The 25,038-nt window shown below is 54.6% G+C and carries 17 protein-coding genes and 1 tRNA gene; 1 reads left to right on the top strand and 17 read right to left on the bottom strand.

The window, feature by feature from the left end:
- Nucleotides 1-14 precede the first annotated feature (14 nt).
- From K2F33_RS18970 to K2F33_RS18960, 3 genes are read right to left on the bottom strand one after another with little or no spacing between them, the layout of a single operon-like run.
- Complete coding sequence (locus tag K2F33_RS18970; protein WP_263878249.1) at nucleotides 15-1,004, bottom strand: ABC transporter permease; 990 nt, start codon at nucleotides 1,002-1,004, stop codon at nucleotides 15-17.
- Nucleotides 997-1,980 (bottom strand): ABC transporter ATP-binding protein, encoded by a 984-nt coding sequence (locus K2F33_RS18965; RefSeq protein WP_076170960.1) that lies wholly within the window; start codon nucleotides 1,978-1,980, stop codon nucleotides 997-999. The genes K2F33_RS18970 and K2F33_RS18965 overlap by 8 nt, the downstream gene beginning before the upstream one ends.
- Nucleotides 1,981-2,013: 33 nt before the next feature.
- Nucleotides 2,014-2,925, bottom strand: a complete 912-nt coding sequence (locus K2F33_RS18960) for a GDSL-type esterase/lipase family protein (protein ID WP_318670956.1) — start codon at nucleotides 2,923-2,925, stop codon at nucleotides 2,014-2,016.
- Nucleotides 2,926-3,054: 129 nt separating this feature from the next.
- Here K2F33_RS18960 and K2F33_RS18955 point away from each other — a divergent pair.
- Nucleotides 3,055-3,127, top strand: a tRNA-Lys gene (locus tag K2F33_RS18955).
- Nucleotides 3,128-3,316: 189 nt separating this feature from the next.
- On the opposite strand, the gene K2F33_RS18950 is transcribed toward K2F33_RS18955, so the two are convergent.
- From K2F33_RS18950 to K2F33_RS18885, 14 genes are all read right to left on the bottom strand, one after another.
- Nucleotides 3,317-4,066 (bottom strand): CAP domain-containing protein, encoded by a 750-nt coding sequence (locus K2F33_RS18950; RefSeq protein ID WP_076170958.1) that lies wholly within the window; start codon nucleotides 4,064-4,066, stop codon nucleotides 3,317-3,319.
- A 257-nt stretch (nucleotides 4,067-4,323) separates the two neighbouring features.
- Nucleotides 4,324-5,352 (bottom strand): galactose/methyl galactoside ABC transporter permease MglC, encoded by a 1,029-nt coding sequence (gene mglC / locus K2F33_RS18945; protein WP_076170956.1) that lies wholly within the window; start codon nucleotides 5,350-5,352, stop codon nucleotides 4,324-4,326.
- Between the two features lie 23 nt (nucleotides 5,353-5,375).
- On the bottom strand, nucleotides 5,376-6,887 hold the full coding sequence (locus K2F33_RS18940) for a sugar ABC transporter ATP-binding protein (protein WP_076170954.1): 1,512 nt from the start codon (nucleotides 6,885-6,887) through the stop codon (nucleotides 5,376-5,378).
- Nucleotides 6,888-6,982: 95 nt separating this feature from the next.
- Nucleotides 6,983-8,032, bottom strand: coding sequence for a galactose ABC transporter substrate-binding protein (locus K2F33_RS18935; RefSeq protein WP_076170952.1), 1,050 nt, complete (start codon nucleotides 8,030-8,032; stop codon nucleotides 6,983-6,985).
- Between the two features lie 200 nt (nucleotides 8,033-8,232).
- Entirely contained in the window at nucleotides 8,233-9,213 is a 981-nt protein-coding gene (locus tag K2F33_RS18930; RefSeq protein ID WP_076170950.1) for a substrate-binding domain-containing protein, read from the bottom strand.
- A complete protein-coding gene (locus K2F33_RS18925) occupies nucleotides 9,210-10,964 on the bottom strand; it encodes a sensor histidine kinase (RefSeq protein ID WP_076171727.1) in 1,755 nt (584 codons plus the stop codon). Before K2F33_RS18925 ends, K2F33_RS18930 begins: the two co-directional genes overlap by 4 nt.
- A 44-nt stretch (nucleotides 10,965-11,008) precedes the next feature.
- Nucleotides 11,009-12,679, bottom strand: coding sequence for a response regulator (locus K2F33_RS18920; RefSeq protein WP_318670955.1), 1,671 nt, complete (start codon nucleotides 12,677-12,679; stop codon nucleotides 11,009-11,011).
- Between the two features lie 247 nt (nucleotides 12,680-12,926).
- Nucleotides 12,927-13,388, bottom strand: a complete 462-nt coding sequence (locus K2F33_RS18915; protein WP_234489346.1) for a GNAT family N-acetyltransferase — start codon at nucleotides 13,386-13,388, stop codon at nucleotides 12,927-12,929.
- Nucleotides 13,378-14,568 (bottom strand): formate-dependent phosphoribosylglycinamide formyltransferase, encoded by a 1,191-nt coding sequence (gene purT / locus K2F33_RS18910; protein WP_145137334.1) that lies wholly within the window; start codon nucleotides 14,566-14,568, stop codon nucleotides 13,378-13,380. Before purT ends, K2F33_RS18915 begins: the two co-directional genes overlap by 11 nt.
- A gap of 563 nt (nucleotides 14,569-15,131) precedes the next feature.
- Complete coding sequence (locus K2F33_RS18905) at nucleotides 15,132-17,006, bottom strand: ABC transporter ATP-binding protein (RefSeq protein ID WP_263878248.1); 1,875 nt, start codon at nucleotides 17,004-17,006, stop codon at nucleotides 15,132-15,134.
- Nucleotides 17,003-18,775: an ABC transporter ATP-binding protein gene (locus K2F33_RS18900; protein WP_089548002.1), complete on the bottom strand. Its 1,773-nt coding sequence runs from the start codon at nucleotides 18,773-18,775 to the stop codon at nucleotides 17,003-17,005. Before K2F33_RS18900 ends, K2F33_RS18905 begins: the two co-directional genes overlap by 4 nt.
- Nucleotides 18,776-19,183: 408 nt before the next feature.
- Nucleotides 19,184-20,173 (bottom strand): ABC transporter substrate-binding protein, encoded by a 990-nt coding sequence (locus tag K2F33_RS18895; protein WP_263878247.1) that lies wholly within the window; start codon nucleotides 20,171-20,173, stop codon nucleotides 19,184-19,186.
- Between the two features lie 113 nt (nucleotides 20,174-20,286).
- Nucleotides 20,287-21,039: an AraC family transcriptional regulator gene (locus K2F33_RS18890; protein ID WP_263878246.1), complete on the bottom strand. Its 753-nt coding sequence runs from the start codon at nucleotides 21,037-21,039 to the stop codon at nucleotides 20,287-20,289.
- 184 nt (nucleotides 21,040-21,223) lie between these two features.
- Nucleotides 21,224-24,895: a dynamin family protein gene (locus tag K2F33_RS18885; protein ID WP_263878245.1), complete on the bottom strand. Its 3,672-nt coding sequence runs from the start codon at nucleotides 24,893-24,895 to the stop codon at nucleotides 21,224-21,226.
- Nucleotides 24,896-25,038: the final 143 nt, after the last annotated feature.

Here is a 25,038-nt window from a genome sequence, read left to right as displayed (position 1 = left end):
TATCCTTGTCCATTTTAATTCAAGATATCCCTTTTCGTAAAGACAAGGAAAGAGATTGCAATCGCAGCAGCCCCCCAAACCGTCAGCACGATGAGGGAAAACGTCAAGCTCATGCCCTCGATCGGCGCCGGTGTGCCCGACAGGTAGTTGGTCAGCTGCAGGTTGACCATAAACAAATATTTGGCGCTGTTCCATGCGGACGCCATGTTCGTCAATATAGAGCCGGCAATGAGCGCCGCCATCATGACGACGATACTGGCGGCGGTACTGCGGACAAGCACGGACACCATAAATGCGAGCACCCCGACGACAAGGCTGACGAACCAGGCTAGACCCGCCTGCATCAGCAGGTATTCCCACTGCGGGACGGCATGAACGGCGGTCATATCCACTTCCGAGCCGTGGATAAGAAAGCCAGTGAACACCGGAATCGTAAAGCCTTTGTAGCCAAATACCGCGCCCGAAATCAAATAAGTGATGATGACCGTCGCCACGACGATTAACGAATTGTACATGACCAGCGCGATTAGTTTACTGAGCAGCACCTTCCACCTTTTGACCGGCCGGGTCAGCAGCATTTTGATCGTGCCCGATGTCCTCTCGCCCGATACGATATCCGAGGCGATCGCCATTACCAACAGAGGAATGAACAAGGAAATGGAGTTGTCCAAAAACTCGCGGGTAAAGGTGACGCCGTTCGGCTCGTTCGGGTTCACGTCATGGTCCAGGTAATACTGCAGCTGCTGGATAAAAATTTTCCGGAACTTTTTCCATTCATCCGGAACGCGGTCGCTGCTGAGTGAATTTTCATTATCGGTGATCTGCTGCTGAACTTCAAGCCGCCAATCGCCGTGAAACTTCTCGCGCGTCCGTTCGGCCGAGCGCATCTGGGCATAGGTGAACATGGGCACCAGGACGACCAGGATGAGCAATACGACATAAAACCGTTTCTTTTTGATAATTTTGATCGTTTCGTTTTTGACCAGCGGAAGCAGGTTAATCAATGCTCTCACCTTCCGTCATTTTGAGGAACAGCTGTTCCAGAGTCGGATTAATTTTATGCACGCCATTGACTTCAATCCCTGCTGAAACGAGCTGTCTGACGATGGAGGCGACAAGCTGTTCGTCCATCCGGGTCACGATCGCTTCCTGCCCCATACCGGCGATGATGGCGTCATCGAGCACCTCTTCGGCGTCCGAAATCACCTCTACGCCTGCCTGCCGGCTGAGTAAGGACCTGCCTTCTCCCACGGAAGAGAGATCCCATATGACATATTGGGCATTTTCCGATACCAGCTCTTCAACAGGACCCACGGCCAGTACGCGACCCTTGCTGATGATGGCTACCCGGTCGCACAGCAGCTGAATTTCGCTCAGCAGGTGGCTGGACACAAATACGGCGAGCCCTTCATCGGCCAGCTGACGGATAAACTGTCTCAGCTCCTTGATTCCTTTCGGATCGAGCCCGTTGGTCGGCTCATCCAGGATCAGCAGCTTGGGCCGTCCCAGAAGGGCTTGGGCGATTCCAAGCCGCTGCCTCATCCCGAGCGAATACGTGCTGACCTTGTCATGAATGCGCTGGTCGAGCCTGACGATGTCAACCACTTCCTGGATACGCTGACGGTCTATACCGCGCTGCATCCGGGCAAAATGCTCAAGGTTCTCCCATCCTGTCAAATAAGTATACGCCTCCGGGTTTTCGACGATCGAGCCTACAAACCGGAGCGCCTGCTCCTGATTCTTGTTCACGTCGTATCCGCACACCCGGATGGTACCGCTGGTCGGCTTGATCAAATCCACCAGCATGCGGATGGTCGTCGTTTTGCCAGCCCCGTTCGGGCCCAGAAAGCCGAACACTTCGCCCTCCCGGACGTCGAAGGTGACATCGTGAATGATCCACTTCCGTCCGATCTTCTTCTTCACATGCTCCACCGACAGAACGACGTCATCCTGCGATTTCAAGATGCTTCCTTCAGACATATGCGCGCCTGACGCCCCTTTCCCGCTTCTTTCTCACAACATTCCCTGTACAATTCGCTCTGCAATCCGCTCATATCCTTGATCGTTCGGATGGAAATGATCCGTCGACAAATACTTGTTCAAACTGTGCTGAAACAGGTCGAACGTCGGAACAAACGTCATGTTGTCATATTTATTGATGACCGTGAGTGCGGCACTGTTCCACTCCGAAACGGCCTGATTACCGGCCACTTTAAGATCCTTCACGTCTACAAACGGATTATAGAGCCCGACGTAAATGATGAGCGCATCCGGGTTGATCTTCCGGATTTGCTCCAAAATTTGCTGCAGCTTTTTCTTCGCCTGGGGCAGCGCTTCCAGCAGCTCATCAGGGTCCAGATCCGCAGCCTCTCCGTCGTTGCCCGCGGTACCGGTCTGGCTGCCTGACAGCAGATCCGCCCCCTGGAACAAATCATTGCCCCCGATGGACAACAGAATGATGTCCGCCTCGCCAAGCACGTACCGGGTCCCTTGTTCCTTTAACTTCGGAAGCAATCCGGATGTGGTCAGCCCGTTAATGCCAAGATTGTTCAGCAGGGTCACCTTCTTGCCCGTAGCCTCCGCAAGCTTGGTCACACTTCGCCGCGCGAAGCCGCTCCCGGTGCTGTCGCCGGTTCCTTTGGCCAGGGAATCTCCAATGACCGCAGCCTTCAGCTCTTTTTTCTGTTCAATATTGCCCGGTGCCGTTCCTTCAGGTTTAGCGGAAGGAGCCGACAGGTTTAGCTTGCTGCCTTGGGGATGGTTGATATCCTGTACCGCGTATGCGAAGCCGGCGATGAGGAGGAGCGTTGCCGCGATGGACAGAATGCCGATAATCCGCCAAATCCACTTCGATGAACTCAAGACATAATCCCTCCACAGATCAATCTGAACGGTCGTTTCCGTAAACGTTATGTACATAAACATAAAACTTCTCCCGGCAATTTGCAAATCATGCCATATTCCCGGTTTTAACGCCAGTCTTTTTTGTCGATTTTGTGAACATAGTGGATATCGGGGAGAAACGGAGTTATAATATTCCCTGTTAGACGACGCGGGTTATTAGCTTAGCTGGTAGAGCAGCCGACTCTTAATCGGCAGGTCGCAGGTTCGACCCCTGCATAACCCATCAAAGCAGAATTCGTATGCTGAAGCATGCGGGTTCTGCTTTTTTCAATTCCTATGCAATCATCGGACTCACCGCCCTGACCCGGTTTTCCATATTCCCGAGGGATTGACCGAACTTTTCTTAAAATAAAAGGGTACCCCTGCCGAACGGCCATGGGGCACCCCTTTTGTTTAGATGATATATGAATGATTAGTTCGCAATAAACTCTTGAACCCAGACCCCATTATAGTAGGCCACGCCGATCGTGGTGTAATGGCTGTTCAAAATGTTCGCGCGGTGGCCTTCGCTGTTCATCCACGCATTCATGACGTCAGCCGGATCCTTTTGGCCTTTGGCGATGTTCTCGCCAGCATAGCTGTAAGAAATGCCGTACTTCTTCATCATGTCAAACGGAGATCCGTACGTTGGAGAATTGTGGTCAAAGTAATTGTTGCTGTACATGTCTTTCGCTTTGTCCATCGCCATACCGGACAGCTTCGTATTTTCCTTCAGCGCACCAAGGCCGGCTTTCGCACGTTCCTGGTTAACCAGCTTGATCACTTGAGCGGCATAGCCGGACTTGTCAGCCGTGTTGCTTCCGCTGTTGTTGGACGGAGTCGAAGGCGTCGTAGTCGTTGGCGTCGACGGCTTGCTCGTCTGTGGAGCCGAAGGCTTGCTTGTTTGCGGCGTGGAAGGTTTGGTCGTCGTTGGCTTGTCCGTTCCCGTTGTCGGTACGTTTACTTGCCCATTGGAAGGCAGCTCGTACACGAAGTTCCAATTCAAAGAACCGCCGTTATTTTGCAGCAGCTGCTCCAGGTAAGCCTGCAGGCTGCCGAGATCTTGTTTTTGAGGAGCGGAGGTGGCAGAAGCGGCTGATGCAGATCCGGACCCGATCAGTCCTGCAGCCAGTACGGCAGCGAAAGCTCCTCCGGCGATGGTCTTCATCATTCTGTTTTTCATCTTGCAAACATCTCCTTTTCGCAGTGAATTATCGTAAGTTGATTTCGTTTACACAGGTTACAAAGTTGTAAACAATCTACCCTCACATTGTAACATGTTTGTTTCTTCTGGCTACGCCTCAAATATTGGTAAACCTTCTTACATCAACCATCCGTCCTTCTTTCAGCCGAACTACTCCAGCTCCAGCACAAATAAGCCGCAGCATGAAATGCCGCAGCTTGTTTGCATAACGAGAAGATCGATTCCTTTATGGCCTATTACTTTTTGGCAGCATACTTCCGCATGTCGAAAGCGACGGCCGCTACGATGATCAATCCCTTAATGATGAGCTGCCAGTAAGGGCTGATGCCGATAAAGGTCAAGCCATAGTTGATGATCGTGAAGATCAGCACGCCCACCATGACGCCGGGCACCGTGCCAATGCCGCCGGTGGTCGACACCCCGCCGACGACGCAGGCCGCAATGGCGTCCAGCTCGTACATATTCCCGTAGTTGTTCGTTGCGCCGCCGGTTCTGGAGGCTTCGAGCACTCCCGCCAGCCCGTAGAGGGCGCCTGCGATAGCATAGATATAAATCAGGTACTTGGCGACGTTGATGCCCGATACTTTAGCCGCCTGGATGTTGCCGCCGATCGCGTACATGTATTTTCCAAGCTTCGTTTTCGTGAAAATGACCCACACGATGAACGCCACGAAAATGGCGATCAGCACGATATAAGGCACGGAATATTGCCCTTCGCCGATATATCCTGTACCGATCGCTGTGAAATCTTTGCGCAGACCCCCGATTGGCTGGGAGTTATTCGGCTCCATATCAAAATACAGCGAGTTCAGGCCGTACACGGCAACCATCGTGCCAAGCGTTGCGATAAACGGCGGAACGTTCAGCTTCGAGACGACCAGCCCGTTAACCAATCCGCACAGCAGGCCGACGATAATGGCCAGGACAATGGGCAGCAATACATGCAAATGTGGCAGATTCGGAAAAAAACGCGCAGCATAGTCCGAGCTCTGCAGCATCGATGCCGAGATAACCGCGGTCAGGCCGACGATTCGGCCAGCCGACAAGTCGGTTCCGGCTGTGATCAAAATGAACGCAACGCCAAGCGCGATGATGGCGCGGGTCGATGACTGGATAAGAATGTCCCGCAGCGAGTTTACGGACAGAAAAGAAGGATTGTAGATCGTAATCCCGATGACCAGCAGCACCAGCACGATGTAAATCGCATACTGCGAGGCAAATCCCTGAAATCTCCTGCCTGTGTTGATTTTATTGGTGTTCAGCATGTTAGTTCCTCCTTCGGCTTTCCCTAATGCTGGGCGGCCAGACGCATGATTTCTTCTTCCGTGGCGCTGCTTCCGTCCACGATGCCGGTCAGCCGTCCTTCAGACATCACCATAATCCGGTCCGACATACCGAGCAGCTCCGGCATTTCGGAGGAGATCATGATGATGCTTTTCCCCTGTTTCGCCAGGTCTTTGATGATCGTATAGATTTCAAACTTCGCTCCGACGTCGATACCCCTTGTCGGCTCATCCAGCAGCAGAATTTCGGGTTCGGTCAAAAGCCATCTGGCCAGCAGCACCTTCTGCTGGTTACCGCCGGACAAGTTCATGATCAGCGCCCGGGTGGTCGGCGTTTTGGTGCGCAGCTTCTCCACCATTTGATCGGCTTCCTGCTTTTTGCGTTTGCCGTCCAGCAGGAACAACGCTTTGCGATATCTCCCCAAATTGGCGATTGCCGCGTTTTCGTGCACAGGCAGAACGGAGAAGATGCCGGTGGCCCGCCGTTCTTCCGTCAGCAGCGCCATACCGAGCTTCTTCGCGTCCTCCGGCGACTTGATCTTGACCGGTCTGCCGTTCAGGGAAACGGAGCCCGAGGCGATGTCCCTCAGCCCGAACAGCGCTTCGATCAGCTCGGTACGCTGGGCGCCGACCAATCCCCCGATGCCGAGAATTTCCCCTTTGCGCAGCTCAAAAGAAATGTCTTTAAACGATTTCGGAATGGGCGAAGTCACGCCCTCAACCTTCAAAATCACTTCGCCAGGCACGTTTTCCTTCTCCGGAAACCGGTGTGTCAGGTCCCGTCCGACCATCTTCGCGATAATCATCTCTGTGGTCAGCTCGCTGGCCGGCCATGTGCCGATTTTGCTGCCGTCGCGCATAATCGTGACATCGTCGGAAATTTGCAAAATTTCCTCCATTTTGTGCGAGATGTAAATGATGGCCACCCCGCGTTTCTTAAGATCACGGATGATGCGGAATAAATGCTCGACTTCCACACCAGTCAAGGACGACGTCGGTTCGTCCATGATGATGACCCGCGCATGAAAGGATACTGCCTTAGCGATTTCGATGGACTGGATTTTGGAGACCGACAGCTTGCCGACCATCACGTCCGGATCAATATCAATGTCCAGCTGCTTGAACAGCTCCTTCGTGTCCCGGCACATTTTTTTATGGTCGATAAACCGGATGAATCCCGCGCCCTTTGTCGGAAAACGCCCCAGCCAAATATTTTCCATCACATTGCGAAAAGGCACCGGATGCAGCTCCTGATGAATCATCGAAATCCCCAGGTTCAGCGCATCCTTGGAATTGTTGATCTGGACCTTATTGCCGTCCAGCAGAATTTCGCCCGCGTCCGGCGAATAAATGCCGTACAGGCATTTCATTAAAGTGGACTTGCCGGCACCGTTCTCCCCCATCAGGGCATGAACCGTACCGGGCCTTACCTGCAGCGTAACCCCGTCCAGCGCCTTAACGCCGGGAAACTCTTTGCTGATCCGGTTCATTTCCAGTAAAAATTCACGCTCAGCCATAACTTCCGCTCCCTGCCCTCATCCAGAGGAAAGGACGGACCGCACTTCTCGTCCGCCCTTTCCGGGGATGGTTAGTTTAAGTCCAGCCTGTCGGCTTACTTCGCATCGTCGATGTTGTCTTTGGTAATTTTTTTGTAAGGAATCCACACGTATTGATTATCCGTAATGTCGAATCCGACGTTCTCCTTGGTCGGCGTTTCGCCCTTGGCCAGCAGCGTGGCCAGCGTCACGGAAGCTTTGCCCTGGTTGTTCGCATCGTTCAGCACTGTGCCGAGCAGCGTGCCGTCCTGCAGTGCTTGAAGTGCCGGCGCCGTAGCATCGACGCCGACAACCGGCATCGTTTTTCCGCCCGTGAAGTAGCCTGCCGCTTTCAGCGCCTCGATCGCGCCAAGCGCCATGTCGTCGTTGTTCGCGAGAACGGCTTCGATTTTATCACCATGCGAGCCAAGGAAAGCGGCCATCTTCTCCTGCCCTTTCACACGATCCCACATCGCGGTGTCTTCCGCCAGCTTCTCGACCTTGATGCCTGCGTCTTCGATCGCCTGGATCGAGTACTTGGTGCGCAGCTCCGCATCCTGGTGTCCGGGTTCTCCTTTGAGCATGACGTACTGCAGGACACCGTCCTTGTTTTTATCCGCTTCCGGATGGGCCTTCCAATAGTCCGCGATCAGTTCCCCGGACATCGTGCCGGATTCTTCTGCCTTGGCGCCGACGTAATACACTTTGTCCCATTTCTTCATGTCTTCGGGCAGCGGCTCACGGTTCAGGAAGACGACCGGGATGCTGGCCGTTTTGGCTTTGTCGATAATGACGCCGGCCGCCGTGCGGTCCACCGGGTTGATCAGCAGCGCATCGGTCTTTTTGGTAATGAACAGATCGACCTTGTCGTTTTGGGTCGGCTGGGAGTTCTGGCTGTCCACAATATCCACCTTTGCCTTGCCTTCCGCATTGGTTTTGATGGCATTACGTACACCCGTCATGAACGTATCGTCGAATTTATAAATGGCTACCCCGATGGACGGCTCCTTGCCGCTGTCCGCGCTGCCGCCCGAAGCCCCCGAGGATTTGTCGCCGGAGTTCGAGCAGCCGGCCATGACCGTACCCAGCAGCGCACCGGCTAGGATGACGGAAGTGATTTTTTTCATCGTTCACAGACCTCCTGATATTCTCTTTAACGTGCCTCTCGTATCTCTTGGATACGTTTACATTATGCTGTATCCGCGGGCGGATTCGAATATAAAATTCTCATGTGTTCTATGAAAATTCTCATGACGTGGGGAGCATGATGCGATGAACGCAAAAAAAGTGCCGCTTAAGGAGGTGCGGCACTCGGTTCACCAATAGCTCAGCGGACAAACGGAAACAGCTGCTTCTGATTATCCGGCCAGAGCATATTGTCGAGATCGATAATTTTGGACTTGGTATCGATGCGCTCAGGGACGTCCAGGCCCTCCATCGCTTCAACTGCGTACTGCACAGCCAAATAACCGTTGTTAAACGGGTTCTGGATGACCGTCGCCTGCACGGTCCCCTCCTGCAGCAGTTCCATCACTTTCGCCGGGCTGTCGAACGTGATCAGCTTCACGCGTCCGCCGGCCCCCAGCTTCTGTATCTCTTCTCCGGTGCCGATCGACGCCACTTCGTTAAGCGCCACAATCCCGTTTATATTGGGATGCTCGTTCAGCATTTTGCGGGTAAGCTCACGCGCCAGCTGTTCATTGGACTGGCAGTATTCCACGGCCACGACCTGAACCCCGGGAAACCGGGCGATATAATCCATAAAGCCCTCCTCGCGCTCGTCGCCGTTTTTGGAGCCCTGCACAAAATTCATCACGCCGATGCGGCTGTTCGTTCCGGTTAGGGCGACCATCCGCTCCGCCGCCTTCTGGCCCGCTTCGTAGTTGTTCGTGCCCACGAACGTTTTGACCCGGGCCGATGCCACCTCGGAATCCATTGAGATGACCGGGATTTTGTAATAGGCCGCGCGGTCGGTCACCTGGGCCAGCTTCATGTAGTCGCTCGCAGACAGAATGATGGCATCCGCCTTGTTTTGGATGGACTGATCCATCAGCTGAATTTGCCCGCCGATATCGCTTTCGTTGTCAGGCGCCTTAAACGTCAGCTGAACGTTGAATTCTTTGGCCGCCACCTCGGCGCCCATTTTCACCGTATTCCAGTAGTCGCCGTGGTTCATCTTGACGATCATGTCGATGGTCCGCGGCTTGCCTGAGGCGCGGAGATTCGGAGGCGACGAGGAACAAGAGCCCGTGAGGAGCAAGATGGCAAGCAGCAGCGCTGCTCGGACGATTCCTTGGCTTAAGCTCATGATATCCCCCTCTCCAGTTCCTCCGCACGGTCCGATACCGCCGGCAGCGTGATCGTAACACTTGTCCCTTCTTCCAGTTCGCTCGCAAAATGCAGACCGTAAGGCTTGCCGTAGCACAGCCGGATGCGCTCGTTCACGTTCTTCACGCCGACACCCGATCCGCTGCCGCTGCGGTGGTTACCGCTGAGAATCTGATCCATCACCTGCGGGGTCATGCCAAGCCCGTTGTCCTTGACGGTCAAGACGAGCTGCTCTCCCTGAACCGCCGCCGAGATGGAGATCCAGCCTTCGTCCGGCATTTTCTCGATTCCATGATAAATGGCGTTCTCTACGATCGGCTGCAGGATCAGCTTCAGCGTCCTGCAGGAGCGTGCGGCTTCATCGCACTGAATCTCATAATTGAACTTATGCTTGTAGCGGATCTTCTGGATGATCAAATAATGGCGCACATGCTCCAGCTCTTCTTCAACGGTGATGATCGTGTTCCCTTTGCTCAGACTGATCCGGAAAAACTTGGAAAGCGAAGTGATCGTCGTCACGACCTCTTCCTTTTTTCCTTTTTCCGCCAGCCGGATCACCGAATTCAGCGTATTGTAGAGAAAATGGGGATTGATTTGCGACTGCAGCACATCCAGCTCGCTTTTCCGCTTCGCTTCCTGCTCGTGAATGATCTGGTCCATCAGCTGGCGGATGCGGTGCAGCATAAAATTAAACCGCTTGGACAGCTGCACCACTTCATAAGCGCCGCTGACGTAAATCGGCGTGCTGAAATCCCCCTGTCCGACGCTTTGGACCGACCGCTCCAAGCGGCGGAGCGGCTGGGATATTTTCGCCGAGATGAAGACAGCGAGGAGTACCACAGCCGTAATGACGACCACGAGAAACCAGAAAATAAACTGATTCAGGTCCTGCTTGGTCGTCACAATTTCGTCCGGAAAGGCGACCCCGACGATTTTCCAGCCGATGGGCTGTACCGTCCGGATCGTGATATACCGCGGCACGCCGGTCGATTTATCGATATAGCTGCCATAGGCATAGTCAAACACGGGCTCCAGATTTTCGTACTTCAAACCGGCATAGATGAGCTGCTGCTGCGGATGGTAGACGATGTTCCCCAGCTCGTCGATGATGTAAGCATAACCCTGCTTGCCAAGGCTCACTTTGCGGCTCAGCTCATCAATCGTCCGGAAGTTGACGTCAACGAGCAGAATTCCGCGCTTTACTTTTCCCTGGTCCCGATATTCGATCATGCGGCTTAACGATACGACCCACTTGTACTGGCCCTTGTATAAATTTTGGATGTGCGGCGGGGAAAAAGACAGCTTCTGCGGCACCTCCCTGGCCGACTCGTACCAGCTCTGTTCGGTCAGCTTGGTGTTCCGGCGCATTTCGGCATTCGGAATGTCCAGCACGAGCCGGCCTTCGGGCGTAAACAGCGCTACGGATACAAGGTCTTCCCGGGTATGGAGCAGTGTGGTCAGCTGCTCACGGAGCACCCCGCTGCTGACGTCAGCCGTTTGATCAATCTGCTGCTCGACTACAGCATAAATGTCCTGCATCCCTTTGACATACAGCTCCAGGTGGTAATTGACCTGCTCGATAATTTGCTGAATATTGAGGTAGGCGTTCTCCTCCGCCGTCTTGGAAAATTTATTGTACAGCATAATGCTGACCAGGATGACGACGAGCACCGTCATACCGGCAAAGGTCGCGGTGATGATCGTTTGAATGCTACGCAGCCGGAAGGACATGGGCAGCCGGGGAGCACGGGGCTTCAGGCGACGATGCGGAATCTTCAAGCCGATTCGCCTCCTCCGTGGCCGCTGCGGTATTCTTTGGGCGTAATGCCGAACTTCTTGCGGAAGCAGAAGCTGAAGTAGTTCGGATCCGCGAACCCAAGCGTTTCGGCGATTTCGAACGCTTTCAGCGACGTCGATCGCAGCATCTCCTTGGCCGCTTCCATGCGTACATGCAGCAAATAGGCTACGAAGGTCATCTTCATTTCCTTTTTAAAAATGCTGCTGAAATACCCGGTGCTGATGTGCAGATGCCGGCATACTTTGTTGATGGAAATGTCGCTTTCCCGGTAATGCTCATGAATATACGTTTTGGCATCCTCAACAAGCTGGTTATATCCGGACTGCCTTCCCTGCGCGATCGTTATCATCAGCCTTGAGGATACCCGGTGTATCCACTCCCGCAGTTCCTGTAAATTGTTGTAATGGTACATGTCGGCGAACGGCAGCGATCCACGGCCAAACACCTCTTCAAGCTCGATGCCGAACTCCTTCGCCACCCGGATGACGGCGGTCAACACGCCGATGATATACACTTGGCAGTCCTGCACGCTGACCTTGGACGACTCCAGGCCGTCAAACATCCGCCTTACCGTCTCCTCCAGCTCTTCCGCCGTGCCTACGCGGATGCTCCGGACGAGCTCCTGCTCCTTCAGGCTGTCGAATACGAGCGGATCCGCCTTCCGCTGTTCCACATCATCGATCCAAATGACCCGGTTGTTGCCGAGAATAGGACGATAGTCCAGCGCCTGCGACGCTTCCGCATAAGAATCGAACACATCGCCTAACGACCGGTATACAGAGCCGGCCCCTGCCGTCACCGTCAGCTTCAAATATTTGTTCACGTTCAGACGGATTTCCTCCAGCAGCTCCAGCGTCCGCTGCGCCGCCGCACTCTCATCCGCATCGGGCAGCACTGACAGGAGGACGCAGTCGTTATGGTGAATAAACGCCTTGAACCCTTGCCGCAATTGGCAAATCTCTGCCGCCACGTTGTACACGGCAAACAGCAGCAGGTACCGGTCCTCCGAGTATTTTAGCGACAGCGCTGATGCCGGATCCTCCGCTTCCTCCCGGACATCCCGTTCTCTCTGCACTGGATCGGGACGAATGATCGAAGCCATAAAGGTTTGTCCGTCCAGGCTGATCCCGTAACTGGCTCCTTTCTCGATGTATTCCTCAGGCGTAAGCCTCCGGGTCACCAGTGAAGACAAAAAAAGCTCCCTGAGTACAGGTATGCTTTTCCGGTAATGCTCCATCAGCAGCTGGACGTTTTCCTTCTCAGCCCGCTCGGCATCCATATGCGTCTTCACCTTCAGCAGCACATCCACAAGCTCCCGGGAAGAAAACGGCTTGAGCACATATTCGTCAATCTGCAGCTTAATCGCTTTTTGGGCATACTCAAACTCATCGTATCCGGTCAAAATAATGATTTTGGTGGACGGGGCATGCTCCCGGATCCACGCGGCCAGCTCTAAGCCGTTCATAAAGGGCATTTGGATGTCGGTCACGACGATGTCCGGCATCTCCTTTTCCATCCATTCCAGCGCTTCGCGTCCGTTTTCGGCTGTACCCGTCACCTGAAAGCCGTGAAGCTCCCAGCTGATTTCCTCGACCAGCCCATCCCGGACGTCTTCTTCGTCTTCCACCAGCAGCAGTTTATACATCATTCATCCCTCGGCTGTTCCAAATTTGTACTCACACTTGTCAGAACATGAACAATCGGCTCCTCCGGCCCAAAACTCATTGGTCTTGTCGAAAAATGTAACCGCTTTCGAAATATCACTCACGTATTGTATATCAATTCATATGTATTGTAAATATTGAACATGTTTGTAGAATACGTCGGTACTTAAGGATACCAGAAATAGAAAAAAGCCCTCCTCTGCAGGGGGGCCGGTATGTTGGAAATCGGTATTATTTCAGCTTTCTGATGAAGCGGTAGCCGACTTTATCAAAACCGATATGTTCATAAAAGGCATGGGCCGGGGCACGTTCCACACGGTTGCCGCTCGTCAAAAACAGAACCTGGCTGCCGTGGGCTCTTCCCCATTCTTCGCTGCTGCGGATCAGGCGCTTGCCGATCCCTTGGCCGCGGTGCTTCTCGGATACGATCAAAGCGGATACCTGAGTCGCCGTCTCGCCTGTGGCATAGGAGTGAACTTGATTCAACGCCACCATGCCGACAACTTCTCCGTCCAGCTCTGCTACCATTGTGCACAGTTTCGGATTGTCTTCCGAGGCTTCCATCCGTTCGCGCATAACGTTGATCGTCGTTGGATAGTTGAGCTCGCGCATTAACGCCGTTACAGACTCCAGATCGCAATTGCAATTTGATTTACGGATTTGCAAAGTAGGAGCCGACAAATTACTGTTCATGATCATATTCCTCCACTTTTAAAAGACTGGCGGCTTGCTTAGCCGTGTTCCGTGCTTTCTGAATATCCGGGTCAGTGCTTAACGCTACCGCCATCCTCCGGCCGATCTTCGTTTCAGGCTTGCCGAAAATCCGAACCTGTGTCCGGGGAAGGCTCAGTGCTTCCTCTACACCGCTGACGGCAAAATTCGTACTTGCATTCACCGCTTTCAAAGTTGCCGAAGCTCCCGGTGTCAGCAGTTCAACCGACGTAACCGGAAGTCCGAGAATCGCTCTGACATGCAGGGCGAACTCCGATAAATCCTGCGTCACCATGGTCACCATGCCGGTGTCATGCGGACGCGGGGATACTTCACTGAATATGATGCCTTGCTTGGTAACAAACAGTTCCACTCCGAAAATGCCATATCCCCCGAGCTCGTCTGTAATGGCCTTGGCAATGGACTCTGCCTCCCGCAGCTGCTCTTCACTAAGGACATGAGGCTGCCAGGATTCTACATAATCCCCGTCCTTTTGAATATGTCCAATCGGCGGGCAAAATGTGGTTCCGCTCACAGAGCGGACCGTCAAGAGCGTAATTTCGCTCTCAAACGTAACAAATGCTTCAACGATCACGCGGGTGCTCTTCGCTCGTCCGCCTTCCAGGGCTGCATTCCAGCATTCTTCCGCATCTTCTGGTGTGCGGCAAACGCTCTGCCCTTTACCGGATGAGCTCATGATCGGCTTAACCACGCAGGGCGTGCCAAGCACGGCTACCGCTTCTTGCAGCTCCTCCAGACTGTCGGCGAATCGATAATCCGCCGTGGGAAGTCCGAGATCTTCCGCAGCCAGGCGGCGAATCCCTTCGCGGTCCATCGTCAGCCGGGCGGCGCGAGCCGTCGGAATGACGCGGTACCCTTCCTCTTCCAGCTCAAGGAGAGCCTGTGTAGCTATAGCTTCAATTTCCGGGACGATGATGTCCGGATGTTCCTGATGAATAATCCGCTTCAGCGATTCGGGATCGAGCATATCAATGACATGGCTTCGATGGGCCACCTGCATCGCAGGGGCGTGTTCATATCGGTCCACGGCAATGGTTTCTACGCCCAAACGCTGAGCCTCGAGAACTACTTCTTTTCCCAATTCACCGCTGCCTAGAAGCAGCAGTTTTGTAGCATGTGCAGAAAAAGGAGCACCCCACACCACTTCCCAATTCCCCCCTACTAATGTATACCACAAATGTATACCTCTCTATCATTTTCGGGGTTCCGAAGGAAGAATGCAAGAGTGCTCCGACATTTTCCTGCAAAATTCACAATCTCTCCTTATTTGAATGGCGATCATTGGAGAAGCTTGCTTGATTTTACAATTTTGGTTGTTTGTTAATTGGCTGTAAACGCACCGTTAACTTTCGGCGACCGGGGGAAATATAATATCTCCAACGATGTACCTACGGAAGACAGTCCATTTTTATGCGGAAGTTTATCTTTCGGCCAGAACAATTCAGCTCGGCTGAAAGCCTATATAAGTTTTAAAAATGAATGATGATGGTAGCAAGTACGTAAAATGTTCCTACGATCTCTCTTGTTTTCGGATTTCTTGATTTTATGGAACCTACGTGAGGCAGAAAGTCCGAAAGCCAAAGCATATGCTTCCGATGTTAGCTTTCCTTTTGAAAGCTCTTAAGACCGCTTCGCTTCTTCGGAATCATTTTACTCCCTTGCTGGCATCGAATTCTTTAGGTCAACTTATATATTATATCATCCTTAGACAAACCGGAACTGCGCTTCGATCAGACCATGGTACGTTCCCTGCTTCTGCATCAGTTCCTGGTGGTTGCCTTCCTCCTTGATCTCGCCGTGATCCAGTACGACGATTTTGTCCGCATGGCGGATCGTCGACAACCGGTGCGCGACGATAAAGGAAGTCCGGCCTTTCAGGAGCACCTTCAGCGCTTCCTGAATTTTCAGCTCAGTCTCCGTATCGATGCTTGCCGTCGCCTCATCAAGAATAAGAATGCGCGGATCGGCCAGAAGCGCCCTGGCGAAGGACAGCAGCTGCCGCTGCCCCATGGAGAGCATGTTCCCCCGCTCCTCGACCTCCGTATCGTAACCGTTCGGCAGCTTCATAATAAATTCATGAGCGTCGACAGCCTTGGCTACTTCCTCGATCTCCTCGTCGGTCGCGTCCAACCGGCCAAAGCGAATGTTATCGCGGATCGTTCCCGAGAAAATGAACGTGTCCTGCAGCACGATTCCGATTTGGCTGCGGAGCGTATCCAGCTTCACGTCCCGGATGTCCAGACCGTCAATCGTAATTTTGCCCCCTGTTATATCATAGAACCGGCTGAGCAAATTAATGATTGTACTTTTTCCTGAACCGGTATGCCCGACGAGGGCGATCGTTTGACCTGCCTTGACGTCGAGGTTGATACCCTTGAGTGCCGGCCGGCCCTTCTCGTATTCGAACACGACGTTTTCCAGCTTGATATCGCCGTGAATTTTCGGCATCGGCTGGGCATTCGGCTTGTCGTCGATATGCGGCTTCTCATCGATAAATTCGAAGATCCGCTCCGAGGAAGCCATCGCCACCAGCAGCTGATTGTACATCTGGCCGAGCCGGTTGATCGGCTCCCAGAAGTTGCCGACATAGCTGGAGAAGGCGACCAGGAGACCCACGGTCAGCTGGTCCTCCTGTATCAGGTAAGCCCCGAACCAGAATAGGATCAAGGTGCCGATGCCCCCTGTGATTTCGATCAGCGGGCCGAACCCTTGGTTCAGCGTGGACGCACGGTCCCACGACTTTTTGCTGTCCATGTTCATTTTGTCGAAAAACTTGATGTTCTCCTGCTCCTGTGTGTAAGCCTGCGTAACGCGGATCCCCTGGATCGATTCGTTCAAATGCGAGTTGATCCGGGAATTCTTCATGCGCACTTCCTGCCAGGCGCGGCGGATCTTGACCCGCAGCTTTGTGGAGATGAAAAACATGATCGGCACGGTCAGAACAACCGCAAGTCCGAGTTTCCAGTTGATCAGCATCAAAATGACCACGATCCCGACCAGCTGGACACAGTCGATCATCAGGTTGACGACACCGTTGGTGAACAGCTCCTGCAGGGAGTTGACGTCATTCGTGATACGCACGAGCACGGAGCCTGCCGGCCGCTTGTCAAAAAAGTTGAAGGACAGCTTCTGGATGTGCTGGAACAAATGCGAACGCAGGTCGTAGATGACGCGCTGTCCGATAATGTTGGTCAGGCGGATCCGGTACGTACTCGCGATCCACTGAATAATGTAAAGAACAAGTGCCGCCGCCGTAAGCAGATACAAGAGCGTCAGGCTCGTATTACCGTCTTTCGGCGCGATCGCCTTGTCGATCGCCTGACTGGTCAGGAACGGAACGGTCAGTTTCGTAATCGTCCCGAGGACCATCATCAGCAGGACGAGCGGCAGCATTTGCTTGGCATAAGGCTTCATATAAGCGAACAGCCGGGTCAGCTGGGACCAGTTAAACGGCTTTTCGATGACTTCGTCATCCTGATACACGAAGCGTTCGCCGGTTACACCTGGCGTCTTCCCCTTCGGGTTGTTTTTATTTGCGGCTCCCGGCCGCTGTTTATTCGTTTCCGCTGCGGGATTCATGAGCTCACCTGCTCTCCTGCATTCCCATTCATCCGGGCAATGTGGTCTGCATATTGAATATGGTATACATCCTGGTAAGGGCCAGGCACCGTGATTAACTCTTCATGCTTGCCGCGCTGCACGATTTTGCCCTCATTCAGTACGAGAATCTCGTCGGCATGCCGCAGGGAAGAGATCCGGTGGGCGATGATGAACGTCGTCCGTCCCTTCATAACTTCCTGGAAGCCCGACTGGATTTCGTGCTCGGTCTCCATGTCGACGGCGCTCGTCGCGTCATCGAGGATGAGGATTTTCGGATTCTTCAGCAGCGCGCGCGCAATCGCGATCCGCTGCTTCTGCCCTCCGGAGAGGCCCATGCCCCGTTCGCCGACCACCGTATCGTAACCGTCCGGCATTTCCATAATGAAATCGTGGGCTTTGGCCAGCTTGGCGGCCCGGATGATCTCGTCCATCGTTACGTCCTTCAGGCCGTATGCGATGTTATTGCGGATGCTGGACGAGAACAGGAACGTCTCCTGGAACACCGACGCGATTTGGCTGCGCAGGCTCCGGACTTGAATGTCATTGATGTTCTTGCCGTCCAGCTTGATGCTGCCGCTATTGACGTTATACGCATGCATCAGCAGCTGGATGATCGTCGATTTCCCTGATCCGGTTCCGCCGAGCAGGCCGATGACCGATCCTGGAGGCGCATCCAAATTAATGTCCTGGATAGCGGCCAGCTTATTGCCATAAGCAAAGGTAACATGTTCAAAAGTGACATGCCCTTTCACTTCGTCGGAAGACAGAGCGACGGCATTGTCTTTATCCTTGACGTCAATCGGCTGGTTCAGGAGCTCGAGCACCCGCTCTCCCGAAGCTTCCGACTGCGTGTAGTTGTTGATGAGATAACCGATATTCCACATCGGTCCGATAATGTACCAGATCAAGCTGAAGAAGGCAACGAGCTCGCCCAGCGACAGCGATTGGTGAATGACCAGCGTGCCTCCGACACCGAGGAGCAGCACGACGCAGATGGACGCGAGAAGCTCCATGACCGGAAAGTAGCGGCTCCACAAACCCGAAGCGAAGATCTGGTTGTTCTTGTAGCGTTCGTTACGCACGGAAAACTTGTCGACTTCGTGAGGCTCACGCGCAAATGATTTGACCGTACGAACACCTGTAATGTTCTCCTGTACCGAAGTCGTCAGCGCACTCAGCGCCAGGCGCATTTCCTGGAACGCCGGGTGGATCTTGCCTTCGAACTTCAGGGCGACAAACACCAGGAACGGGATACTGATCATGGTAGCGAGCGTCAGCTGCCAGCTGATCGACAGCATCATGACCGCCCCGAACACAACCATGAGGATCGTGTTCAAAATTTGCGGGATGCCGAAGGCGATAAATTGCCGGATCGCTTCGAGATCCCCGGTCAGACGGGACATCAGGTCGCCGGTTCTGGCCGTGTCGTAATAGCGGAAAGACAAGACTTGCAGCTTCTCGTAGCAGCCGTTACGCAAACGGTATGCCAGATAGTTCCCCAGTCTTCCGCCGAGCATGCCGCTTAAAAACTGCATGACGGCTTTAAGGGTGACGACACCGATGACGGTGAGCGCCAGAGCGGGAACGAGCTCAAAATGCTGCGGAACGATCGCTTCGTCGATCAGCTTCCGGAGCAAATTCGGGGTAACAAGCCCCAGCGCAGTAGCTATGGCGAGGCAGAGTATAGATAAATAAAGAAAACTGCGCTTCGCCCAAAAAAAGCCCTGCATTTGCCTGAGAACATTCATGGTTCTCCTCCTTCGAGTCATGTGAATGCTTGAAAATCATTCGCGTAAGTTGTGAACATTTATGAAGTTTAACACCGTCTCTCAGAGGCGGCAAAGAGGATAACAGCGCATATTTTCGCCGCTTTGTCAATGGTTCGGCATTAACTGGATATAATCCGGGTTTACTTATCAAATCATGCCAAATCCTCTCAATCTCTGCGCTTCCCGATAAAAAGCCGGGTGGTGCTGTAAAAGCGCTTCCTGACTTGGGGGAAAGCTTCCATTTTTCGGTGTCCGAAACGGTCTTCGTGAGGTTAGCGTTACGGTCAGTACCGGCTTTACGGGCCCATCAAATCAAATAAAAAAGCCCCTGATATGGGGCTGAAGAAACCGGTAAAGGAAAATAGGCAGTATTTCCTTTGTTGAATTCTATTTCAGACTAAGGTTTCCAATAACGTCCAGCCCTTTCGACTGCCCCATGGCCAGCGGACCGACGATTTCGGTATCGACAACATAGACGTGATTGTTCTTTACAGCTTTTAACTGCTTCCATACGGCCTCATTTTGCAGCTTTTCCAAGGTAAGCTCGGCGGAGCCGGTAAAGTCCTTGCACAGGAAAATATAATCCGGGTCAGCCTCGCCAACGCCCTCCAGGCTGATCTCTCCCCAATCCTTCATCCCCGGAAACCTGCTGAAGCCGAGTTTGTTGTAATACGGCTCCATCCGCACGCCGCCATAATAATTGAAACCTTTGTTCCAGGTCATCATAAATATCGCCGTTTTTCCCTTCACACCTGATTCTTTCATGCCGGCGGCGAGCTCCTCCAGCTTTTGATTGTAAGCGTTGATGTATGCCTGCGCGTTCTCTTCTTCTCCCGCAACTTCGGCGATTTTACCGATCGTGTCCTGCCAGTTTTCCGACTGATGGATTAAGATCGTCGGCGCGATTTTACTCAGCTGGTCGTAGATTTTCTCGTCGTTTTCCCAAGCGATGATCACATCGGGATCCAGGGCCAGCAGCTTTTCCAAATCCGGAGCGTCGTTGCCGAGGTCCGCGATCTGTCCGTTTTTCGTAAACTCGTCGTACACGGGAAAGTTTTGCAGAGACTGCAGACCGACCGCTCCCGCGACCAGCTCTCCCCTACCGAGCGCAAACAAATGATCCACATAAGGAAAATAGGTGACGGCGATTTTTTTGGGCGCTTCGTTCAGCACCGTGTCCCCCTTATCATGATGGATCGTCCGGGGAAAGGCCGCGGCCGTCCCTTCGATGGATGGAGCACTGCTCTCTTTATTTGCGCCTGGTGCTTCCGGTTCGACGCCTCCTCCATTTCCGCAGGCTGCCAGAAGCAGGACAAGCATAAGCGAAGCCAACGGCAGCAAGCCGTATCGTATAGCACGGTTCTTCCACTCACTCATTTTCAGGTACCCCTCGTTTCTTCGATGTATATGATAATGATTTTCATTATCATATACAGTATATACAGACAGGGCGCCTGCTGAGAATAGACAAATTCCCGAATGGAAGTGGATTATTGCCCACGACGGGTACGGAACTCGGTAGGCGTCACACCGACATGCTTTTTAAACAGTCTGCTGAAATAATGCGCATCGGCATAACCGACGCCAGCGGCAATATCACCGATGCTGCTGACGCCGGTTACGAGCAGATGCTTCGCCCACTTCATGCGATACTGAATGAGATAATCGATCGGAAACAGTCCGGTGTACTTATGAAATAGGTAAGAAAACTGCTTTACGCCTAGGCCGTACAGACTGGCCAGCTGCTCCAGCGTTAGCGGCTCCTGAAAATGTCCGTGAATGTATGCCGTCGCCTGTTCGGCAATGCCGGTCCCGCCTTGGTCCCTGCCTTGGCCGGATCCCGTCAACAGATCAAACAGCAGCGCATAGAACAGCTCTTTGGTGCGCAAGTACTGAATGGGACCAGGTCGAAGGGCAGCCACATGAAGCGCAATCAACTTATCCGTCAGCGCTTCATCCGCTGCCGCACGCCAGCCGAAATGACGGAAGGTGCATGGGGCGGGAATCCCGCCGGGAGCAGCAAGTTCGTAATGGATTAAGACATAGTCAAACCCTTCATCACCGACCGCCAGCTCCAGCGTCATCCCTTTACCGCCGTGAACGACAATCCCTGGCCGGACGTCATATGCCGTTCCGTTAAATACAAATTCCGCCTTGCCGCGCAGAGCAAATACGAAGCCCGCACTGGAAGTCGGGCGTTCCTTCGTATGGCCGTTGTAATTACCGGGTTGAAGCGAAGTCATATAGACGCCGGTCACCGTTAAGACGCCGTCTGCAAACTGGCGGGCCAGTTCATTGGCCTTCCTCCATGAATCTTCCCCCTGTAGGCTTGTTCATTTTCGTAAAAATGGCGCCTTCCCGGCAGGCGGAAGCCATTGGCTGCCCCCATACGCGGAGGAGTGGCCATCTTCCTTGCCGGGGCACCTCCTAAGATGTCATACGTTTCTCAATATGAAGCAGTTCGGCTGCGAGGGTATCCCACGTCTCCGGCCGTTCGCCCTGTTCCAGCGAGGCGGTCAGCGCATCGACCGTTTCCTTCAGCTGCTCCTGCAGGGCGCCGGCTTGCCTATGCTGGGCATCCCCCATCCGCTGCGCGTAAAAATCAGTCAGCAGCCCTTCCTGCGCGGATACTTCGCGGCTCAGCGCTTCCTTGATCTGTTCTTCTACAGCCGAACGCATTTTTTCGCGTCCTCCGCCTTCAAAGAAGGCCTTCGGCGATTTAAAATAACCCCAGGCCGCGTTCCAGTCGACGATGCCTTCCAGCTGAACTTCCTTAAGCTCCGGCGTTTCCCACTCCTTTTCCTCCGGCGGATTCAGAACCAAACCGGCATCCAGTGCGGATATATCCTCTGTCGTCTGTACGGCGGCCGCATGCACGATTTGTTTGCCTTTGTTCTCCAATCGAAGCGTCGTGGCCAGCAGCTCCTGTTCCAGCTCACGGACGAGCGTCCGTTCCAGCTCGCGTCCGCACCCGGCAAACACCCGCTTCAGCTGACCCGCATCCTCACGCAGAACGGAAGGATGAAACGTTTCGTTAAAAAAGTCACCCATTCCGAAACCGATCCGCTGTCTGACGTGGAACAGCAGCTCTTTCGTTTCCTGTGCAATCAGGTTCCCCTGCTGCATTGAGGCAAACTGCCCGACAAGCCCCTTGGCCTGCTCGGCTGTCCGAACCAGCTCCTGCTTGCGCCGCTGCCTGCTGCCTGCATCCTGCCGGGACAGACGCGCCCATTCCTCCGCCCTTTTCCGCGCAGCCGACACCTCGGATGCGGCGGCTTGGAGGGACAGCTTGGGCAGCTCTTCCCCGGCGAAGACTCCGAGCGCATCCTCAAATGCGCCGAGTCCCGATTGCGCCAGCATGGCTTCATCTCCGCCCAGCTTCGCCTCGAGCGCGGTCATGCTGGAGAGGGGGTAAATATGCGGCAGCCGGATGCCCCGGGCTTTCAGGTTGCCGTCCACATGCTTGACGACCTGCTCCAGCTCTTCCGGGGAAGCAGCCAGATCGGCCGCGTTGACGATGAAAAACATTTTATCGAGGGCAAAGCTGTCCTTCACCCGGCCGAGCTGGGTCAGGAACTGCCTGTCGCCCTTGGAAAACGCGTGATTATAATACGTTACAAAAACGATGGCGTCCGCCTGCTTCATATATTGGAACGTCACGCCGGTATGGCGGGCGTGCAGTGAGTCAGCCCCCGGCGTATCCACGAGCACGATTCCCTGCTCCGTCAGCGGAGAGCTGTAATACAGATCAATCCGGTCGACAAAGCAAGATTTAGTCTCATCGGCTACAAAAGAGCGGTACTCCGGCATATCAACGGTCTGAACGCTGCCCAGCAGCGGTTTCGCCAGTTCCCAGCCCGCGGCGGCCGCCTTGAGAAATCCGTAATGCGGCAGGCCGGCCGGATGCACACCTTCCGGCTTCATGGAACGTACCGCCTCAAGCCAGCCGTCGCCTTCCGGCTTGCTGAGCTGGAGGATCGAGAAGGAATATGCCAAATCGTCCTGGAAGGCCTCGGCCGACTTCATTTGCACCCTGGCCGTCCCGTGCGCATACTCGCCCTCCGGCGCCAGGATGCGGTTGATCGCCGCTGTCGTCGGATGCGGCGAGACGGGCAGCACGCTGTCGCCGAGCAGAGCGTTGGCGAACGAAGACTTGCCGGCACTGAACGCGCCGAACAGTGCCATCGTGAACGAGCCGCCGGCCAGCGCCTCGGCTCGGCCCTCCAGCCCCCGCGCGGCGGATGCCAGCACGGGATGGCGCCCCAGCAGCGCAGCCGCTTCGCGGAGCTGCGCCGCGGCCGCGTCAAGCCGCTGGCGGCGGCCCTTGGCCGCGCCGCCCTGCGGCCCCGCCCCGCCATGCGGGGCGGGCTTCACAGCGGGCGCCGCCACAAGCGCGCCCGCGTCTTCCCCGGCCGGCTGCGCAGCCGGCCGGGTTGGGGCGCTCACCCGCGGCAGGGTGCCGGGGGTGAGCGCCTGGTGCGGCGGCAGCAGGCGCGCCGCCGCTTCCTTGCGCGCCGTGATGGCCGCTGCCAGCTCCATGTAGCGGGCCATCGCGGCGGACTGCTCCTGCAGCGCGGCCAGCTCCTGCTGTGCGCGCTGCTTGGCGGGCGCGGCGGATGCCTCGACATCCGCCAGCATCTCTTCCGCCGCGTCCAGCGCAGCGCGGCGGTACAGCGCCTTGATTTCTGCCGACAGCTTGCGGCAGTAATTCAGCAGGTATTCGCCGGACAGCACTGCTCCCGGCTCCACCGTGCCCTCCAGCAGTTCCGGCTCGATGACCGGCATCCGATCGGCAAGCTGCTGATCGCGTTCCTCGTTCCAAATCCGGTGGGACTGTCCCCAGCGGCGCAGCAGCTCCTGAAGATGCCACCCGATCTGGGAGGCGCACTGCTCGCGCAGCGAAGACAGAAAACCGTCCAAGCGCTCCTGCTTCTCCTGCTCCGTCTTCGCCCCGGAGAACAGAAAGCCCTTCTTGAAGCCCGGCTTGCGGCTTTCGAGAAACAGCTGCGCCCGATCCCGCAGATCGGCCGGCGTCAGGTTGGCATTCTCGAGCAGTCCTTCCGCCTCACGGCGAACCGCTTCCCGCTCCAGCTGCCGGATATTCTCAAACCGGTCGATCTCCTCCCTGAGCGCGCCCATTTCCCGTTCCAGCTCCGCCGCCTTCTCGGCGCCTCCCATCTCCTGCATCAGCTGCTCCATGTCCTCCTGCAGCGAATCGGCGAACTGCGCCGTATGCTGCTCGGCGATATGATGCGCGGAGCACTCGATGCTGTAAGACAATAGCGGTGCCCGCTTGGCGATCAGCTCCTGCACCAGGCCATCCAGCTGAGCCCGCTGGTTATACGGATGCTCCGGATTCTTCAGCGAGATAAACAGCAAATTCTCGTAATGCACCTGCCACCGCTTGAAAGCCGCCTCCACTTCCTGGCGGTAGGTATCAAAGGATAGCTCCCGCTCCCGGTGCTTATCGATTTGGTTGACGATCAGATATAGCGGTTTGCCCCAATCCGACAGGCTCTTGGCAAACACCAAATTGTTTTCGGACTGGACATGGTTATAGTCCATCACATACAGAACGACATCCGCCAAATGAAGCGCGGAGTGGGTCGCTTTTTGATGGCCGTCGTCCGTCGAATCCACGCCGGGTGTATCCATGAAGACGCCGTGCTCCCCAAGCAGGGGGACTTGATCCCACACTTCCACCGATGAATAGTCACCACCGTTGGTGCAGTAATCGTACAGTTCCTTAAGCGAGACTTGAAGCGGGTCCGCGGTCTCTTTCGGGGCTTCATCCCTTGCGCCTGCGGCCGGATAGATCAGGGCGCGCGGCTCGCCATTGCGGATGGAGACGACGTTGGCGCTGGTCGGCACCGGACCGGATGGAAGCACCTTTTGTCCGCATAAGGAATTGATCAGGCTGGATTTTCCCGCCGAGAAATGGCCGCAAAAGGCGATGGTCATTTCCCCGGCGTCTGCTTTATGTATTAAATCGTCGATGAGACTCGCCGATCTCGCATCGCCCCAAGCGGCAAGCTGCTCTTTCAGAGGCTGCAGCGCAATAGATCCTTGGCTAGCTGTAGTTTGGACAGTGAACGACATGCTGACTACTCTCCCTTGTGTCAATTGACCGAATGAGGCGGCTCATGACGCTTTTTGCCGGAAAACCCATTCAAATAGTTTTATTTTAACATTCCACCGAATGGTTGGAAATCATTTTGCCGGACAAAAAAAATAAAACCGAA

The sequence above is a fragment of the Paenibacillus sp. PSB04 genome, assembly GCF_025809195.1.
Lineage (GTDB): Bacteria > Bacillota > Bacilli > Paenibacillales > Paenibacillaceae > Paenibacillus_AQ > Paenibacillus_AQ favisporus.
The sequence above is the reverse complement of the archived record's forward strand: the minus strand, read 5'-3'. Positions and strand labels throughout refer to the sequence as shown.

Bases quoted from the DNA above. Each gene is read 5' to 3' on its own strand.
- K2F33_RS18900 (WP_089548002.1), bottom strand. From the start codon at position 18,775: ATGAATGTTCTCAGGCAAATGCAGGGCTTTTTTTGGGCGAAGCGCAGT.
- K2F33_RS18905 (WP_263878248.1), bottom strand. From the start codon at position 17,006: ATGAATCCCGCAGCGGAAACGAATAAACAGCGGCCGGGAGCCGCAAAT.
- K2F33_RS18960 (WP_318670956.1), bottom strand. From the start codon at position 2,925: ATGTTTATGTACATAACGTTTACGGAAACGACCGTTCAGATTGATCTG.
- K2F33_RS18950 (WP_076170958.1), bottom strand. From the start codon at position 4,066: ATGAAAAACAGAATGATGAAGACCATCGCCGGAGGAGCTTTCGCTGCC.
- K2F33_RS18890 (WP_263878246.1), bottom strand. From the start codon at position 21,039: ATGACTTCGCTTCAACCCGGTAATTACAACGGCCATACGAAGGAACGC.
- K2F33_RS18925 (WP_076171727.1), bottom strand. From the start codon at position 10,964: ATGTCCTTCCGGCTGCGTAGCATTCAAACGATCATCACCGCGACCTTT.
- K2F33_RS18915 (WP_234489346.1), bottom strand. From the start codon at position 13,388: ATGAACAGTAATTTGTCGGCTCCTACTTTGCAAATCCGTAAATCAAAT.
- K2F33_RS18930 (WP_076170950.1), bottom strand. From the start codon at position 9,213: ATGAGCTTAAGCCAAGGAATCGTCCGAGCAGCGCTGCTGCTTGCCATC.
- K2F33_RS18895 (WP_263878247.1), bottom strand. From the start codon at position 20,173: ATGAGTGAGTGGAAGAACCGTGCTATACGATACGGCTTGCTGCCGTTG.
- K2F33_RS18935 (WP_076170952.1), bottom strand. From the start codon at position 8,032: ATGAAAAAAATCACTTCCGTCATCCTAGCCGGTGCGCTGCTGGGTACG.
- K2F33_RS18920 (WP_318670955.1), bottom strand. From the start codon at position 12,679: ATGATGTATAAACTGCTGCTGGTGGAAGACGAAGAAGACGTCCGGGAT.
- K2F33_RS18885 (WP_263878245.1), bottom strand. From the start codon at position 24,895: ATGTCGTTCACTGTCCAAACTACAGCTAGCCAAGGATCTATTGCGCTG.
- mglC (WP_076170956.1), bottom strand. From the start codon at position 5,352: ATGCTGAACACCAATAAAATCAACACAGGCAGGAGATTTCAGGGATTT.
- K2F33_RS18940 (WP_076170954.1), bottom strand. From the start codon at position 6,887: ATGGCTGAGCGTGAATTTTTACTGGAAATGAACCGGATCAGCAAAGAG.
- K2F33_RS18965 (WP_076170960.1), bottom strand. From the start codon at position 1,980: ATGTCTGAAGGAAGCATCTTGAAATCGCAGGATGACGTCGTTCTGTCG.